The organism is Streptomyces sp. NPDC047130, from assembly GCF_040643475.1.
Lineage (GTDB): Bacteria > Actinomycetota > Actinomycetes > Streptomycetales > Streptomycetaceae > Streptomyces.
The window spans coordinates 1-15,869 of record NZ_JBEYUK010000025.1; the positions used below are offsets into that span (position 1 = coordinate 1).

Sequence of the window (15,869 nt, forward strand, 5' to 3'; positions counted from 1 at the left end):
GGGCGCGGCCCCGCCTTCGCCGCCCCGCCGGACCGGGCGGGGGCCGCGGCATATCACCCGTGCGGGAGGTGCGTCCGGGGCCGTTGACATATCGGTCACCTGATGGGGTGAGAGACCTGCCGAAAGAGTCCAGGATGTTCACGGTCTGTCCATCATTGTTCCTACGGCCGAATGGCGCCGTGGGACAAGGAGATTTCGGTGAACAAGCACGACGGTCGCGACACCGGAGAGGTGCGGTTCGACGACCCCTGGTACGACGCACTCGCCTTCGGCTGGGGCGAGACGGACGGCACGGGAGAGCAGGCTCCCACCGTGCCGCCCGCGCGCCAGGCGCAGGAGGAGATCGATGACCGGGCGGCCGCCGACGTCTACCTGGAGGTGCAGCGCAGCGCGGCCTTCCAGGAGGTGCGCAGCCGCTACCGCAAGTTCGTGGTCCCCGCCTTCATCTCCTTCTTCCTCTGGTACGTCGCCTACGTCGTGACGGCGACCACCGCGACCGAGTTCATGGCGACCCCGGTGGCCGGCTCGGTGAACGTGGCCATGCTCGCCGGCCTCGGCCAGTTCCTCACCACCTTCCTCCTGACCTGGGCCTACGCCCGCCACGCCCGGCTGCGCCGGGACCGTGCCGCGCTCCAGCTCCGCTGGGACACCCAGGAGCTCACGCGCGGCGCCCGCGGGGGTGCCGCGTGACGGGCGACCACCAGTTCTTGGTCCTCATCCTGTTCAGCGCCTTCGTGGCGGTGACGCTCGGCATCACGACCTGGGCCGGCCGCAACCGGCACGGCTCCGCCGAGGAGTTCTACACCGGCAGCCGGCTCTTCTCCCCGATGGAGAACGGCCTTGCCATCGCCGGCGACTACATGTCGGCGGCCTCGTTCCTCGGCATCTCCGGCCTGATCGCCCTGTTCGGCTACGACGGGATGCTCTACTCGGTCGGCTTCCTGGTCGCCTGGCTGGTGGTGCTGCTGCTGGTCGCCGAACTCGTGCGCAACTGCGGCCGGTTCACCCTCGCCGACGTGCTGGCGGCGCGGATGCGGGAGCGTCCGGTGCGGATCGCGGCGGGCACGTCGTCGGTGATCGTCTCCGTGCTGTACCTGGTCGCGCAGATGGTCGGCGCGGGCACCCTGGTGGCGCTGCTGCTGGGCGGTACGGGCGGCGCGGCCCAGACGTGGACGGTCATCGGCGTCGGCGCCCTGATGGTCGTCTACGTCTCCCTCGGCGGCATGCGGGCGACCACCTGGATCCAGATCGTGAAGGCCGTGCTGCTGCTGGCGGGCACGCTGGTGCTGGGCGTCCTGGTGATGGTCCGCTTCGGCGGCGACTTCAACGAACTGCTGACCTCGGCCGCCGACAACAGCGGTTTCGGCGACGCCTTCCTCGCCCCCGGCCTCGAGTACGGCGGAAGCTGGACGGACCGGCTGGACTTCATCAGCCTCGGTCTCGCCCTGGTCCTGGGCACGGCGGGCCTGCCGCACATCCTCTCGCGCTTCTACACAGTGCCCACGGCCCGTGCCGCGCGCCGGTCGGTGGTGTGGGCGATCGGCCTCATCGGCGGCTTCTACCTGATGACCATTCTGCTGGGCTTCGGCGCCGCGGCGATCGTCGGCAGCGACGAGGTCCGCAAGTCCAACGAGGCCGGCAACACGGCGGTGCCGCTGCTCGCCCTCGACCTCGGCGGCGGCGCCGACTCGACGGGCGGGCCGGTGCTCTTCGCGGTGGTGGCGGCGGTCGCCTTCGCCACCATCCTCGCCGTGGTCGCCGGGGTGACCCTCTCCTCGTCGGCCTCGGTCGCCCACGACCTGTACGCCTCGTTCCGCAAGGCGGGCGCCAAGCCGCGCAGCGAGGTCGCGGTGGCCCGGGTCGCCGCCGTGGGGATCGGCGTCGTCGCCATCGGGCTCAGCCTGCTCTCGGGCGGCCTGAACGTCGCCTTCCTGGTCGGTCTGGCCTTCGCGGTGGCGGCCTCGGCCAACCTGCCGGTGCTGCTGTTCACGCTCTTCTGGCGCCGCTTCACCACGCGGGGCGCCGTCTGGTCGGTCTACGGAGGCCTGGTCCCGGCCGTGGCACTGGTGGTCTTCTCGCCGGTGGTCTCCGGCCGGCCGACCTCCATGTTCCCCGGAGCGGACTTCGCCTTCTTCCCGCTGGAGAACCCGGGCCTGATCTCGATCCCGCTGGGCTTCCTGGCGGGCTGGATCGGCACGCTGCTGTCCTCCGAGGAGCCGGACGAGGCGAAGCACGCGGAGACCGAGGTGCGGTCCCTCACCGGAGCGGGAGCGGTCTGACGCCCTCGCCCCCGGAATCACGCCGGGCCGCCCCGCCGCACCACTCCGTGCGCGCGGGGCGGCCCGGCGTTCCGCGTCGCCCGTCGGGGCGCCTCTCAGGCATGTGCGTCGCAGACAGGTGCCTCTCAGGTGCTTCTCAGACCTGTGCTTCGCAGGCCTGTGCTTCGCAGGCCTGTGCCTCTCACGTCCGGCGACGGACCTCGAGCACGTCCATCCGGGCCGGCGAGCCGAGGGGCGCTCCGCAGCTCTCGGGCCGGGGCGGCCCGGCAGGCGTCTGCGCGACCACCACGCGCCACCGGCGACCGTCGGTGTGCGCGACGGTGACCTCCCAGGACGGCGGCGCTGCCCCGTCACCGGCGGGGAGCGGGCTCACCTCCGTGACGTCCAGCGCGTCGGCCGAGGTCACCCGGGTCGTGGTCCGGACGGCCAGCTCGGCGGCCTGTCCGGGGCGCGGCCAGGCGGAGCGGCCCCGGCAGTGCTCGGTGGCCACCTGGCCCTCCCGGGCCCGGTGGAGGATCTCCTTCACCGCGGGGGCGTCCACGCGGCCGTAGGCGTAGCCGTGGGGGAGCACCAGCAGGGTCGGCGAGAAGCGGTGTCCACCGAGGTGGGTGACCTCCCAGGTGCCGGGCACCCCGGAGGCCTCCAGTTCGGCGGCGAGCGGGCGGCCCAGCAGGGCGCAGCAGCGGTCCCTGCGGCCGTTGGTGCAGACGAAGGCGAGCGGATGGCGGGTGTGCGGCGCGGCGCCGGGCAGGGCGGCGTCGAAGGCGGCGGCCCGGCCACGGCCGAGCGCCGCGAAGTCGATGTCCAGCAGCCGTTCCGGCTCGGTGGTGACGGCGCCGTGGAGCCAGTCGTTGCCGGGCGCGGTGTGGGCGGCGTACACCTGACGCACCGGGGGAGCGCCGTGGTCGGCGTGACGGCCGGGTCGCCGGATCAGCGCGATCCGTACGCCGCTGTCCTCCGCGGCCTCCTCGAGGGCGCGCCCCAGCGCGGGGTCCAGGCGGCTCCCGGTGAGCGCCTTCGGCCCCCAGGGCCCGGGCTGCTCCAGCAGCAGCCATGTCCGCGCGTGCACCGCGGTCCCGGCGATGGGCTCGTCCAGGACCCGTGACACGGTTGCGCACCTACTCACACAGGTGAGCCTAACCTGACTGGTGGGGCCCGTGCGGCCCGACGACGCGCGTTCGGGGGACCCGCACACGAACGAGGCGGCCCCGGCACCGCCTCACGCCGGGGCCGCCCCGTGCCTGCGGCCGACGGGTCAGGCGTCGGGGATGTCCGCCTTGGCCCGCACCAGGGTGTCCCGGCTGATGATCACGATGCGTTCGTACTCCGCCCGGGCCGCGTCCGAGGGGAGGTGCCGGTCGAGCTCCGCCGTGGCCTCGGTGCCGATGACGGCGAAGTTGCCGTCCTCCAGCTCGAAGATGTCGGGGCATGTCGCACCGGTGGCGCTGCCTCTTTCACGAGGAGAGGCGCCGATACGGCGGAGGATCTTGCTCACTGTTGGGTTTCTCCCTTTCGGACCGTGGCAGACATCGGCGCGCACGGGCCGGGAAGAACCCTCGACCCTCTTGGGGTGCGGACGGTGTCGGGGCGGGGCGTCGACCGTCTTGTGGAGCGGTGCCACGCGATCGCCCACGGGCGGCCCATGGCGTCCTGACAACGAGGAGAGTACTGGTCCGGCTTCCCCCCGACAGGGTGAAGGGGCGGACGCTCCCTGCCGGCCACGTCCGGTACGCCCGCGCCAGGGCCGTGGGCGAGGAGCCCACCGAGCGGTAGGGTCAGGGGGTGCGTTGATCTCCACGGCGGCAGCCCCGCGCTGCCGCGGACGGTACAGGGCGCCTCGTCACGGGGGCGTCCCGGCAGGCACGCCTGTCGTCACCCATCGGAGATCCCCACCCATGACTGCTCAGCAGCCGCTCACCTACGCGGCGTTCGTCGAACGCGCCGTCGCCGACCCGGCCGTCCTCGGTCTCGTCCTCAAGGGTTCACGCGCCCACGAGGGCATGAGCACCCCGCGCTCCGACCACGACCTGTACGTGATCGTCGCCGACGACGCCACGACCGACCTGATGCGGTTCTCGGGCCACCGCAGTGCCGAACTCGACCTCGTCGTCCTTCCCCTCAGCCGGTTCCGCGGAGCCGGCGTGCCCCCGTGGGAGCGGTACGCGCTGGCCCGTGCCCGCGTCGTGCTCGACCGGCTCGACGGAGGTATCGCCCGCGTCCTGGCCGACCGGGTGCGGCTGGACGCCGACGAGGCGTTCCGGGACGCCGGCGGATGGCTCGACGCCTACGCCAACTCCCTCTACCGCTCGGCCAAGAACCACCGGGACGGCCTGCCGCTCGCCGCCCGCCTCGACGCGGCCGAGAGCGTGCGGTGCCTCCTGGAACTGCTCTTCGCGCTCCATCGCCGTCCACGCCCCTACAACAAGTACCTGGAGTGGGAGCTGGCCCGGCACCCGCTGCCGGGCTGGGACAACGAGGCGCTGCTGCGTGCGGTGGACCGCGTCTCGGCGACGGGCGAACTGCCCCCGCAGCGGCAGTTGTTCGGGCTCGTCGAGAAGGCCGCGCGGGAGGCCGGCCTCGGTGAGGTGCTGGACGCCTGGGGCGAGGACCTCGCCGCCATGGGACCAGGAGCGGCGGACGACGGTCCGGCGTGAGCCGCTCGCCGGCCGGTGGATCTCAGGAGACCCCCGCTCGGGAGGCGAGGGAACCTACGTCTCGGCCTCCGGCTCCCGCGGGGGCTCGACCACCCACCAGTCCTCCTCGGCGTCCTCCAGTTCGCCCAGGAGCCCGTCGGCCCGGCGGCCGAGCCGCGCTTCGTCGGACCGTGGCGGCAGGCTCTCCCGGTGGTGCGTGGTGCGCGCCCAGTACTCCCGCATCAGGGGGTTCTGCAGACTTCCGCGCAGGTGGCCGATGAACTCGTCCTCGGTGACGTTGCCGAGCCGGTGGTAGAAGACCAGGTTGGTGTAGAGCGCGTTGGCGAACAGGTACTGGCGCCGTTTGCGCGGGGAGACGGGCGGGCCCTCGTAGACGTCCAGGACCTCGGCGAGGTCGGGGTCGTCGATGGCCTTGCTGAGCAGCGCCCAGTGCTGGCGCTGCTGGGTCGTGAGGTTGGTCTCGCGCTGCATGGCGCGGATCTGGGCCAGGTGCTGGTCCAGGGCCGAGCGGAGTTCGCCCAGGGCGCGGCGGTGGACCGCGGTGGCGGTGATCGCGCCGGCGGCGGCGCCCACGCACGCCGTGAAGGCGGAGCGCAAGAACTGTGTGGCCATGTCAATCCCCCGAATCGGACGACCGAGCGCCGGTCGGGTCGGTGAGGGCGACGCGGGCGGGGACCGGCGAGCGGTGGCGCTGCTTCGTGCTGCCGCTCCCAGGGTGCCGAGCGGCTCTGATCGGCGGGAGGCGGAGAGGGAGGCGCACGGAGGGACGTGCGGGTCACCCGGACCGGCGCCATGGTGAAACGTTTGCCCAGCGCGAGGCGTGAACAATCGTTCACCGATGGCCGTTACACAGTCCCCATATCCTGACGGCGGCATTCGATGACGAGCAGCGTGCGCCGGGCGCGCGGTGCGGTGAGGAAGGGCGCGAGATGAGCGGCGAGACCCCGCAGATTCCGGTCGTCGTGCTGGCGGGGTTCCTGGGGGCGGGGAAGACGACCCTGCTGAACCACCTGCTGCACCACAGCGGCGGAAGCCGGATCGGAGCGGTGGTGAACGACTTCGGCGCGATCGAGATCGACGCGCTGGCGGTGGCCGGGGCGCTCGGCGACTCCACCGTGTCGCTGGGGAACGGGTGCCTGTGCTGCGCCGTGGACGTCGGTGAGCTGGACGAGTACCTGGGCCGGCTGGCCCGGCCCTCGGCCGGCATCGACGTGATCGTGATCGAGGCCAGCGGGCTGGCGGAACCGCAGGAACTGGTGCGGATGGTGCTGGCCAGCGAGCAGCCGGAGGTGGTCTACGGCGGGCTGGTGGAGGTCGTGGACGCGGCCGAGTTCGACGCGACCCGCGAACGGCACCCCGAGGTCGACCGGCACCTGGCGCTGGCGGACCTGGTGGTGGTGAACAAGATCGACCGTGCCGCGGACCGCGAGGCGGTGCTGCGCACGGTCGGGGAACTGGCCGACGGGGCCGCCGTGGTGCCCGCGGCCTACGGGAGGATCGACCCGGAGTTCCTCTTCGACTGCCGCCCCGCCGAGGAGCGCGTCGGGCAGCTGACCTTCGACGACGTGCACCCGCACGAGGAGGGCGCGGGCCACGGCGGGCACCTGCACGCCGGGTACGACAGCGTGTCGTTCGCGTCGCCGGAGCCGATGGACCCGCGGCGGCTCATGCGGTTCCTCGACGAGCGGCCGGAGGGCCTGTACCGGATCAAGGGATGGGTCGACTTCGGGGCGTACGACCCGCGGAACCGGTACCTGGTGCACGCGGTGGGCCGGTTCCTGCGGTTCTACCCGGAGCCGTGGGGCGCGCACGGGAGCCGGGGCTCGGGGCTGGTGCTGATCGGCTCCGGGATCGACGCGGCGGGGCTGGAGAAGGAACTGGCCGCCTGCGTGAGCACGGCGCCGGGGGAGGCCGACGAGCACGGCATGTGGGGCGTGCTGCGCTACGTGCGGGGGGACGACGACGCGGACCTCGACGCCGATGTCGATGCCGGCCTCGACGCGGCCCTCGACGCCGAGGACGCCGAGGACGCCGCAGGCCCGGCGGCCGGGGCCGCCGGGCCGCACGTGGAGGCTCCGGAGGGCGAGTGACCGCGCCGCGCCCCCGGAACTGCCGAGGGGCGCGGCGCCGGTCCTGCCGACGGCGGGACGCGGCGTGGGCCCTGGCGACCCCTCGGACGCGGTGCGGACCGGGGCGGCCCCGTGCCGAGGTGCGGCCGGGGCGGCCCGTGCCGAGGTGCGGGCCGCGGGTCGGGTCAGGCAGGGCCGGTGACGACGGCGACCGTCTTCGGCAGGCCCACGCCCGAGCCGTCGCGGCGCGGGTCGGTCTCGGGCAGCTCGGCGGGCATGCCGTTCTTCTGCGTGGCGAGGGCCGGGGCCGGCCCCGCCCAGGCCAGGGAGAGGCAGTCCTCGCCCTTGAGGAAGCGCTGGCAGCGGACGCCGCCGGTGGCCCGGCCCTTGCGCGGGTACTGGTCGAACGGCGTCATCTTCGCCGTAGTCTGCACCGAGTCGTCGAGCGTGCCGCGGGAGCCGGCGACGGTGACCACCACCGCGTCCCGGCCCGGGTCCACCGCGGTGAAGGAGATGACCTTGGCGCCGTCCGCCAGCTTGATGCCGGCCACACCGCCCGCCGGGCGTCCCTGCGGGCGCACCAGCGAGGCCTGGAAGCGCAGCAGCTGGGCGTCGTCGGTGATGAAGACCAGGTCCTCCTCGCCGGTGCGCAGCTCGGTGGCGCCGACCACGCGGTCGCCCTCCTTGAGGGTGATGACCTCGAGCTCGTCCTTGCCCGCCGGGTAGTCCGGCACCACCCGCTTGACGATGCCCTGGAGCGTGCCGACCGCGAGGCCGGGGGAGGACTCGTTCAGCGAGGTCAGGCAGATCGGCGTCTCGTCGTCCTCGAAGGACACGAACTCGGCGAGGGGCGCGCCGCCGGACAGGTTGGGGGCGGTGCCCGCGGGGATCTCCGGCAGGAGCGGCAGGTCGACCACGTTGACGCGCAGCAGGCGCCCGGCGGAGGTGACCACGCCGATCTCGCCGCGCGCGGTGCTGTGGGCCACGGAGACGATCGCGTCGTGCTTGACCCGCTTGGCGCCGTCCTGGGCCGGGAACGGGTCGGCGTTCGCCGTGCGGGCCAGCAGGCCCGTGGAGGAGAGCAGCACCCGGCACGGGTCGTCGGCGACCTGCAGGGGCAGGGCGGCCGGGGCGTCCGCGGACTCCAGCAGCACCGTGCGCCGCGGGGTGCCGAACTTCTTGGCGACGGCGGCGAGCTCGCCGGAGACCAGCTTGCGCAGCTCGGCGTCCGACTCGAGGATCCGGGTCAGATCCTCGATCTCGGCGGTCAGCCGCTCCTTCTCCGCCTCCAGTTCGATCCGGTCGAACCTGGTGAGGCGGCGCAGCGGCGTGTCGAGGATGTACTGCGTCTGGATCTCCGACAGCGCGAAGCTCTCCATCAGGCGCTGCTTGGCCTGGGCGGAGTTGTCGCTGGAGCGGATCAGGCGGATGACCTCGTCGATGTCGATGAGGGCGGTCAGCAGGCCCTCGACCAGGTGCAGCCGGTCGCGCTTCTTGCCGCGGCGGAACTCGGAGCGGCGCCGGACCACGTCGAAGCGGTGGTCGAGGTAGACCTCGAGGAGTTCCTTGAGGCCCAGGGTGAGCGGCTGGCCGTCCACCAGGGCCACGTTGTTGATGCCGAAGGACTCCTCCATCGGCGTCAGCTTGTACAGCTGCTCCAGCACGGCCTCGGGGACGAAGCCGTTCTTGATCTCGATGACCAGGCGCAGGCCGTGCTCGCGGTCGGTGAGGTCCTTGACGTCGGCGATGCCCTGGACCTTCTTGGAGCCGACCAGGTCCTTGATCTTGGCGATCACCTTCTCGGGCCCGACGGAGAAGGGGAGTTCGGTGACGACCAGGCCCTTGCGGCGGGCGGTGACCTGCTCCACGGCGACCGTGGCGCGGATCTTGAACGTGCCGCGGCCCTTCTCGTAGGCGTCCCGGATGCCGGGGAGCCCGACGATCCGGCCGCCGGTGGGCAGGTCGGGGCCGGGGATGTGCTTCATCAGCGCGTCGAGATCCGCGTTCGGGTGGCGGATCAGGTGGCGGGCGGCGGCGACGACCTCGCCGAGGTTGTGCGGCGGCATGTTGGTCGCCATGCCGACCGCGATGCCGGAGGCGCCGTTGACCAGCAGGTTCGGGAAGGCGGCGGGCAGCGCGACCGGCTCCCGCTCCTGGCCGTCGTAGTTGGGCTGGAAGTCGACCGTGTTCTCGTCGATCGACTCCGTCATCAGGCTGGTCGCGTCGGCCATCCGGCACTCGGTGTACCGCATGGCTGCCGGCGGGTCGTCGTTGCCCAGGGAGCCGAAGTTGCCGTGGCCGTCGACCAGCGGGACCCGCATGGAGAACGGCTGGGCGAGGCGGACCAGGGCGTCGTAGATCGACGTGTCGCCGTGCGGGTGGAGCTTGCCCATGACCTCGCCGACGACGCGGGCGCACTTGACGTAGCCGCGGTCGGGGCGCAGGCCCATCTCGTTCATCTGGTAGACGATGCGCCGGTGCACCGGCTTGAGGCCGTCCCGCGCGTCGGGCAGGGCACGGGAGTAGATGACCGAGTACGCGTACTCGAGGAAGGAGCCCTGCATTTCGTCCACGACGTCGATGTCGAGGATCCGCTCCTCGAAATCGTCGGGCGATGCTGTCTTCGTGCTGCGGCGGGCCATCGCTGCCGGGCTCCTTCACGGTCTTGCGAGCATGAACGGGGGACTGTCGCGCACCATTGTGGCCCTCGCCGCCGACAGCGCGGACCGCGCCCCCCGCCGGTGACCGCGCGGCGAGCGGGGGGCGCGGGTGATTCAGTTCCGGCGCAGGGTGTCGATCATGCCACCCCATTCGGGCCCGTCCCACGCGATGGAGACGGCGGATCCGTCCGACTTGACCTTCAGGGTGCCCTCGGTGCGCCCGGGGTCCGGCTTCGCGCAGTCCAGGGTGATCCGCGGCTTCTCGGTGTTGACGCCCTCCAGGGTGCCGGCGCAGGCCAGCTCGCCGGTGGTGGCGACCTCGGTCCCGGTGATCTCGAGGGTCTTGATGGGGCTGTCGTTGACGGTGCGCCAGGTGCCGTCGATCCCCTTCTCCGCGGGCGCGGGCTGCGAGGACTCCTCGGCCCGCGGGGACTCCTCGGCCCGCGCGGAGGACGCGGCGCTCCCGCCCTTCGCCGCCTCGTCGCCGCCGGAGCCTCCGCATCCGGTGAGCAGCACGGCGCCCGTTACCAGGGCGGCGGTGACGGTCAGGGCCTTGCGCATCGGAACGTCCTTTCCTGTCCCGCGGCGGGGACGTCAGGTCGGTGGGCGCCGACCATCCCAGCACATCCCCGCGCCCGGGAGGGAGCGGGGTCCGGGCCCCGGGGGCGGAGCGCGTCCCCGGATCGGGCGGCAAAGTGCCGTACCGGGAACCGGGCGGTACCCCGCCACGGTTGCATACAGTGACAGGCAGTTCGCGTGCTCAGCGTGCTCAGCGTTCTCAAATGTTCAACGTTCTCAATGTTCAACCGCGATCGAAGGGACGTACATGCCCATGGGTCACACGGCCACAGCCGAGGCAGGCTCAGGAGGCCTCACCGCTACCGAGCACCGCCTCGCCAACGGGCTCCGCGTGGTGCTGTCGGAGGACCACCTGACCCCGGTCGCCGCGGTGTGCCTCTGGTACGACGTCGGCTCCCGGCACGAGGTCCGGGGCCGCACCGGCCTCGCCCACCTCTTCGAGCACCTGATGTTCCAGGGCTCGGCCCAGGTGAAGGGCAACGGGCACTTCGAACTGGTGCAGGGCGCGGGCGGTTCCCTCAACGGCACCACCAGCTTCGAGCGCACCAACTACTTCGAGACCATGCCGGCCCACCAGCTGGAGCTCGCGCTCTGGCTCGAGGCCGACCGGATGGGCTCCCTGCTCACCGCCCTCGACGACGAGTCGATGGAGAACCAGCGCGACGTCGTCAAGAACGAGCGCCGCCAGCGGTACGACAACGTCCCCTACGGCACGGCGTTCGAGAAGATCTTCGCCCTCGCCTACCCGGAGGGCCACCCGTACCACCACACCCCGATCGGCTCGATGGCCGACCTGGACGCCGCCACCCTGGAGGACGCCCGCGCGTTCTTCCGCACCTACTACGCGCCCAACAACGCGGTGCTGTCGGTGGTCGGCGACATCGACCCGGAGCAGACGCTCGCCTGGGTCGAGAAGTACTTCGGTTCCATCGCCTCCCACGACGGCAAGCCGGCCCCCCGGGACGGCGCGCTGCCCGAGGTCATCGGCGAGGAGATCCGCGAGGTCGTCCGCGAGGAGGTCCCGGCCCGCGCCCTGATGGCCGGCTACCGCCTCCCCGAGGACGGCACCCGCGCCTGCGACGCGGCCGACGTGGCCCTGACCATCCTGGGCTACGGCGAGTCCTCCCGCCTCTACAACCGGCTGGTGCGCCGCGACCGCACCGCGGTGACGGCCGGCTTCGGCCTGTTGCGCCTGGCGGGCGCCCCGTCGCTGGGCTGGCTGGACGTCAAGACCTCCGGGGACGTCGAGGTCCCGGTGATCGAGGCCGCCGTGGACGAGGAGCTCGCGCGGCTCGCCGCCGAGGGCCCCACTCCCGCGGAGATGGAGCGCGCCCAGGCGCAGCTGGAGCGCGAGTGGCTGGACCGGCTCGGCACGGTCGCCGGCCGCGCCGACGAACTCTGCCGCTACGCCGTGCTGTTCGGCGACCCGCAGCTCGCCCTGACCGCCGTCCGCCGCGTCCTGGAGGTGACGCCGGAGGAGGTCAAGGAGGTGGCCAAGGCCCGGCTCCGCCCCGACAACCGCGCGGTGCTGGTGTACGAGCCGATCACCCCGGAGGGCGAGGACGAGGCCGCCACCGACGAGAACGAGGAGGAGGCCAAGTGACCGAGCTGGCCACGATGGAGTTCCACCCGATGCCGCAGGCCGGCGAGCCCAAGCCGTGGGCCTTCCCCGCCCCGGGGCGCGGCGCGCTGGACAACGGCATGACGGTCCTGCACTGCCACCGCCCCGGACAGCAGGTCGTGGCGGTCGAGGTGCTGCTGGACGCGCCGCTCGACGCGGAGCCCGCCGGACTGGACGGCGTCGCCACCATCATGGCGCGCGCCTTCGCGGAGGGCACCGACAAGCACTCCGCGGAGGACTTCGCCGCCGAGCTCGAACGGTGCGGCGCCACGCTGGACATGCACGCCGACCACCCCGGCGTGCGGGTCTCGCTGGAGGTGCCGGTCTCCCGGCTGCCCAAGGCCCTCGGGCTGCTCGCCGACGCGCTGCGGGCCCCCGCGTTCGCCGAGGACGAAGTGTCCCGGCTGGTCCGCAACCGGCTCGACGAGATCCCCCACGAGCTGGCCAACCCGGCCCGCCGCGCCGCCAAGGAGCTCTACAAGGAGCTCTTCCCGGCCGGTTCGCGGATGGCGCGCCCCCGTCAGGGCACCGAGGAGACGGTCGGGAAGATCGACGCGGCCGCCGTGCGCGCCTTCTACGAGCGGCACGTCCGCCCCGCCACCTCGACCGCCGTGGTGGTGGGCGACCTCACCGGCGTCGACCTCGACGCCCTGCTGGCCGAGACCCTCGGCGCGTGGACGGGCTCCCCGGCCGACCCGCACCCGGTGCCCGCGGTGACGGCGGACGACACGGGCCGCGTGGTGATCGTGGACCGCCCGGGCTCGGTGCAGACCCAGCTGCTCATCGGCCGTACCGGTCCGGACCGGCACGACCGCGTGTGGCCGGCCCAGGTGCTCGGCGCCTACTGCCTCGGCGGCACGCTCACCTCCCGGCTGGACAAGGTGCTGCGCGAGGAGAAGGGCTACACCTACGGAGTCCGCTCCTTCGCCCAGGTCCTGCGCTCCGCGCCCGACGGCTCGGGCGCGGCCCTGCTGGCCATCAGCGGCTCGGTGGACACCCCCAACACCGGCCCGGCGCTGCAGGACCTGTGGCAGGTGCTGCGCACGCTGGCCGAGGGCGGCCTCACCGACGCCGAACGCGACACCGCGGTGCAGAACCTGGTGGGCGTCGCCCCGCTGAAGTACGAGACGGCCGCCGCGGTGGCCGGCACCCTGGCCGACCAGGTGGAGCAGCACCTGCCGGACGACTTCCAGGCGACGCTCTATCAGCAGCTCGCCGCCACCGGCACCGTGGAGGCCACGGCGGCCGCGGTGAGCGCCTTCCCGGTGGACCGCCTGGTCACGGTCCTCGTCGGCGACGCCGCGCAGATCGCCGGCCCGGTCCGCGACCTGGGCATCGGCGAGGTGACGGTGGTCGGCGCGGAGTAACCGCCCGTACAAGCCGGTTCGGGCCCCGGTGACCCATCCGGTCGCCGGGGCCCGTTTCGTCCCGGACAACATGCGTTGCGTAGGGAAGCGTCCGGTTTGCCCTGTGGGATGCGCTACAAAAGCCTTGATCCGTTTGTGATCCGAATGATCACGCCATTAGCTTCGGTCCGGCTGTCCGCCACACTTGTGCGCCGCGCCCGCGGCGCCGGGCAGTCATCGCCTAATCCCCGTACGGCGCGAGCCAGGGGAGCCGGGGACCCACAAGCGGCATCCCCTGGGGTGAATCGGGTGCCTTCCGCACGGCGCGCGCACAGCGTGCGCACGGTGGGAGAAGCCCGTAGGAGACCTTCCTGCTCCGAACCCGACAGCTAACCCGGCCGGCGAGAGGGAAGGAAAGGACTCAGCCACTTCATGGCGTTCAACTGCGCCTCCGGCAGGCACCGCCGTCCCGGCCGGACCAGCCGTACCACCGCCGGCCTGGCAGGCCTCGCCGCTCTCACCACCACCGGCGTCGTCGGCACCCTGGCCACTCCCGCCTCCGCCGCCGAGACGTCCGTCAACGAGACCACCGGCCTGCTGCCCGTCGTCACCATCGGCGACCGGGTGGCCGACCAGATCGACGAGCAGGCCGAGGCCCAGGAGCGGGCGGCCGCCGAGAAGGCCGCCATCGCGAAGGCCCGCGAGGAGCGCGAGGAGGCCGAGCGCCGCGCCGCCCGCGAGGCCGAGCGCGAGCGCCTGCGCCGCCTCACCATGTTCGTCAGCCCCATCGCCGGCTCCTACGTCTCCACCGGTTACCAGGCCGGCGGCGCCGTCTGGTCCTCCGGCAGCCACACCGGCGTCGACTTCCACGCCGCCGCCGGCACCCCGGTCCGCTCGGTGGGCCGCGGCACCGTGGTCGAGGCCGGCTGGGGCGGCAGCTACGGGTACCAGGTCGTCATCAAGATGCACGACGGCACCTACACCCAGTACGGCCACCTCTCCTCGGTCAGCGTCACCCCCGGCCAGGCCGTGACCCCCGGCGCGCACATCGGCCGCTCCGGCGCCACCGGCAACGTCACCGGGCCGCACCTCCACTTCGAGGCGCGGATGACCGCCGAGTACGGCAGCGACATCGACCCGGTCGCCTACCTCCGGTCCCACGGCGTGAACCTCTGACGCCACCCGCACACGCGAAAGCCCCCGCCCGGTTTCCCGGGCGGGGGCTTTTCGTCGTTCCGGAAGGATTCCGGGCGCACCGGACGCACCGGGCGGGCCACGGCCAAAAATTCCCCGTCCGCGGGGCCTTCCCGTCGGAAATCGCCGTCGATTGCCTTAGAGTCAATTCATTCATCGAGGCGGAGGTCGGCATGCGTATTCCCGCGCATTCGGTATGCACGGCGATCCGGGACGACATCGTCGCAGGCGTCCACGAGCGGGGAAGCCGGCTGACCGAGGAACTGCTCGCCCGGCGCTACGGGGTCTCCCGGGTCCCGGTCCGCGAGGCGCTGCGCACCCTGGAGGCGGAGGGCTTCGTGGTCACCCGGCGCCATGCCGGGGCCTGTGTGGCCGAGCCGACCGAGCAGGAGGCCGCGGACCTGCTGGAGATGCGGCTGCTGCTGGAGCCGCTGGGCGCCGCCCGGGCCGCGCAGCGCCGCACCGAGGCCCACCTGAAAGTCCTCCGTGGCCTGGTCAGGCTGGGGCAGGAGCGGGCGCGGCGGGGCTACGGCGAGGACCTGCGATCCCTGGGGGGCTGGTTCCACGAGACGCTCGCACAGGCCTGCGGCAGCGGCGCCCTGACCTCGTCCCTCACTCAGCTCCGGCACAAGATCGCCTGGATGTACTCGGTGGACCCGCTGCCGGCGCCCACCGAGACCTGGGCCGAGCACGGCGCCATCGTCGACGCCGTGGCCCGCGGGGACGGCGAGCGGGCCCGGCAGACGACCGCCCTGCACACCGAACGCTCGCTCGCCCTGCACCGGCTCCGCATTCCCGGGCAGAACCGCGGAAGCGCGGTGCGCCCGGACGTGGTGAGGACTTCGCAACATGCCGTAAACACGAGCGGCCTCTCCACTTAACACCGAGGCCGTATACAAGGGCGAAGGAATTCGTTACCGCATGCCTATTCCTTCGGTCTTTCTTCGGTCCGAGGTGTTGCCCGGCGCTTTTGCCTGCCCGGAAATGCGGACGGCGCGCACGGCGGAGGGGAAAGCGGCGTTCCAGGCGCAGGTGTTCAGAGCATCGCGTGTCCAGGCCCCCTCGGCGGCGGCTGCGACACCAGGTCCGCGAGACGGCGCAGCACCGCCTCGGCGCCCTCGCCCTCGCAGGACAGCACGATCTCCTCGCCCCCCCGCACCCCCAGGCCCAGCACCTTCAGGATCGACGCGGCGCTCACCGGCCCCGCCCCGGCCCCGTCCGCCCGGGCCACCCGCACCGGCAGCCCCGACTCCTGCGCCGCGCGCACGAAGCGCGCCGCCGGCCGGGCGTGCAGCCCGTCCGGTCCCGCCACCCTCACCCGCCGTTCGGCCATCTCCGGCACCTCGCTCTCCTCCTTCTCGTCGTGAACGTCGCGGTCCTCGCGGTCCTCGCGGTCCTCGTGGCTCCCGTCGTCCCCGCGGCGCCTTGCGGCCCTCCTGGCCGGTGCGTCCCGCCCCCGGCGGACCG

Annotated in this window: 14 protein-coding genes and 1 riboswitch; of the genes, 8 read left to right on the forward strand and 6 right to left on the reverse strand. The window is 72.9% G+C overall.

The window, feature by feature from the left end; translation table 11 throughout:
- Positions 1 to 171 precede the first annotated feature (171 nt).
- Together ABZ836_RS24485 and ABZ836_RS24490 are read left to right on the forward strand one after the other, a co-directional pair.
- Complete coding sequence (locus ABZ836_RS24485) at positions 172 to 690, forward strand: DUF485 domain-containing protein (RefSeq protein WP_361145434.1); 519 nt, start codon at positions 172 to 174, stop codon at positions 688 to 690.
- Positions 687 to 2,279, forward strand: a complete 1,593-nt coding sequence (locus ABZ836_RS24490) for a cation acetate symporter (protein ID WP_356133730.1) — start codon at positions 687 to 689, stop codon at positions 2,277 to 2,279. Before ABZ836_RS24485 ends, ABZ836_RS24490 begins: the two co-directional genes overlap by 4 nt.
- Before the next feature lie 181 nt (positions 2,280 to 2,460).
- Here ABZ836_RS24490 and ABZ836_RS24495 read toward each other — a convergent pair whose 3' ends face one another.
- Both ABZ836_RS24495 and ABZ836_RS24500 read right to left on the reverse strand, forming a co-directional pair.
- Positions 2,461 to 3,405: a sucrase ferredoxin gene (locus ABZ836_RS24495; protein WP_361145436.1), complete on the reverse strand. Its 945-nt coding sequence runs from the start codon at positions 3,403 to 3,405 to the stop codon at positions 2,461 to 2,463.
- Between the two features lie 129 nt (positions 3,406 to 3,534).
- Entirely contained in the window at positions 3,535 to 3,774 is a 240-nt protein-coding gene (locus ABZ836_RS24500) for a hypothetical protein (RefSeq protein WP_356133727.1), read from the reverse strand.
- A gap of 400 nt (positions 3,775 to 4,174) precedes the next feature.
- Between ABZ836_RS24500 and ABZ836_RS24505 the strand changes: the two genes are divergently transcribed.
- On the forward strand, positions 4,175 to 4,933 hold the full coding sequence (locus ABZ836_RS24505; RefSeq protein ID WP_361145440.1) for a hypothetical protein: 759 nt from the start codon (positions 4,175 to 4,177) through the stop codon (positions 4,931 to 4,933).
- A 54-nt stretch (positions 4,934 to 4,987) separates the two neighbouring features.
- Here the strand turns inward: ABZ836_RS24505 and ABZ836_RS24510 are convergent, their stop codons facing one another.
- Entirely contained in the window at positions 4,988 to 5,545 is a 558-nt protein-coding gene (locus tag ABZ836_RS24510; RefSeq protein ID WP_361145443.1) for a DUF6082 family protein, read from the reverse strand.
- 317 nt (positions 5,546 to 5,862) lie between these two features.
- On the opposite strand from ABZ836_RS24510, the gene ABZ836_RS24515 reads away from it, so the two are divergent.
- On the forward strand, positions 5,863 to 7,023 hold the full coding sequence (locus tag ABZ836_RS24515; protein ID WP_361145446.1) for a GTP-binding protein: 1,161 nt from the start codon (positions 5,863 to 5,865) through the stop codon (positions 7,021 to 7,023).
- Between the two features lie 164 nt (positions 7,024 to 7,187).
- On the opposite strand, the gene ABZ836_RS24520 is transcribed toward ABZ836_RS24515, so the two are convergent.
- Both ABZ836_RS24520 and ABZ836_RS24525 read right to left on the reverse strand, forming a co-directional pair.
- On the reverse strand, positions 7,188 to 9,644 hold the full coding sequence (locus ABZ836_RS24520) for a DNA topoisomerase IV subunit A (protein ID WP_361145449.1): 2,457 nt from the start codon (positions 9,642 to 9,644) through the stop codon (positions 7,188 to 7,190).
- A gap of 132 nt (positions 9,645 to 9,776) precedes the next feature.
- Entirely contained in the window at positions 9,777 to 10,223 is a 447-nt protein-coding gene (locus ABZ836_RS24525) for a hypothetical protein (RefSeq protein WP_361145451.1), read from the reverse strand.
- A gap of 265 nt (positions 10,224 to 10,488) precedes the next feature.
- On the opposite strand from ABZ836_RS24525, the gene ABZ836_RS24530 reads away from it, so the two are divergent.
- The 4 genes from ABZ836_RS24530 (at position 10,489) to ABZ836_RS24545 (ending at position 15,283) form a co-directional block, all read left to right on the forward strand.
- Entirely contained in the window at positions 10,489 to 11,844 is a 1,356-nt protein-coding gene (locus tag ABZ836_RS24530) for a pitrilysin family protein (RefSeq protein ID WP_356133715.1), read from the forward strand.
- Positions 11,841 to 13,229 (forward strand): pitrilysin family protein, encoded by a 1,389-nt coding sequence (locus tag ABZ836_RS24535; RefSeq protein ID WP_356133713.1) that lies wholly within the window; start codon positions 11,841 to 11,843, stop codon positions 13,227 to 13,229. Before ABZ836_RS24530 ends, ABZ836_RS24535 begins: the two co-directional genes overlap by 4 nt.
- A gap of 207 nt (positions 13,230 to 13,436) precedes the next feature.
- Positions 13,437 to 13,627: riboswitch (cyclic di-AMP (ydaO/yuaA leader) on the forward strand.
- Between the two features lie 13 nt (positions 13,628 to 13,640).
- Entirely contained in the window at positions 13,641 to 14,384 is a 744-nt protein-coding gene (locus ABZ836_RS24540) for a M23 family metallopeptidase (RefSeq protein WP_361145454.1), read from the forward strand.
- 191 nt (positions 14,385 to 14,575) lie between these two features.
- Positions 14,576 to 15,283, forward strand: a complete 708-nt coding sequence (locus ABZ836_RS24545) for a GntR family transcriptional regulator (RefSeq protein ID WP_361145457.1) — start codon at positions 14,576 to 14,578, stop codon at positions 15,281 to 15,283.
- Between the two features lie 155 nt (positions 15,284 to 15,438).
- Here the strand turns inward: ABZ836_RS24545 and ABZ836_RS24550 are convergent, their stop codons facing one another.
- Complete coding sequence (locus ABZ836_RS24550) at positions 15,439 to 15,735, reverse strand: HPr family phosphocarrier protein (protein WP_356133851.1); 297 nt, start codon at positions 15,733 to 15,735, stop codon at positions 15,439 to 15,441.
- Positions 15,736 to 15,869: the final 134 nt, after the last annotated feature.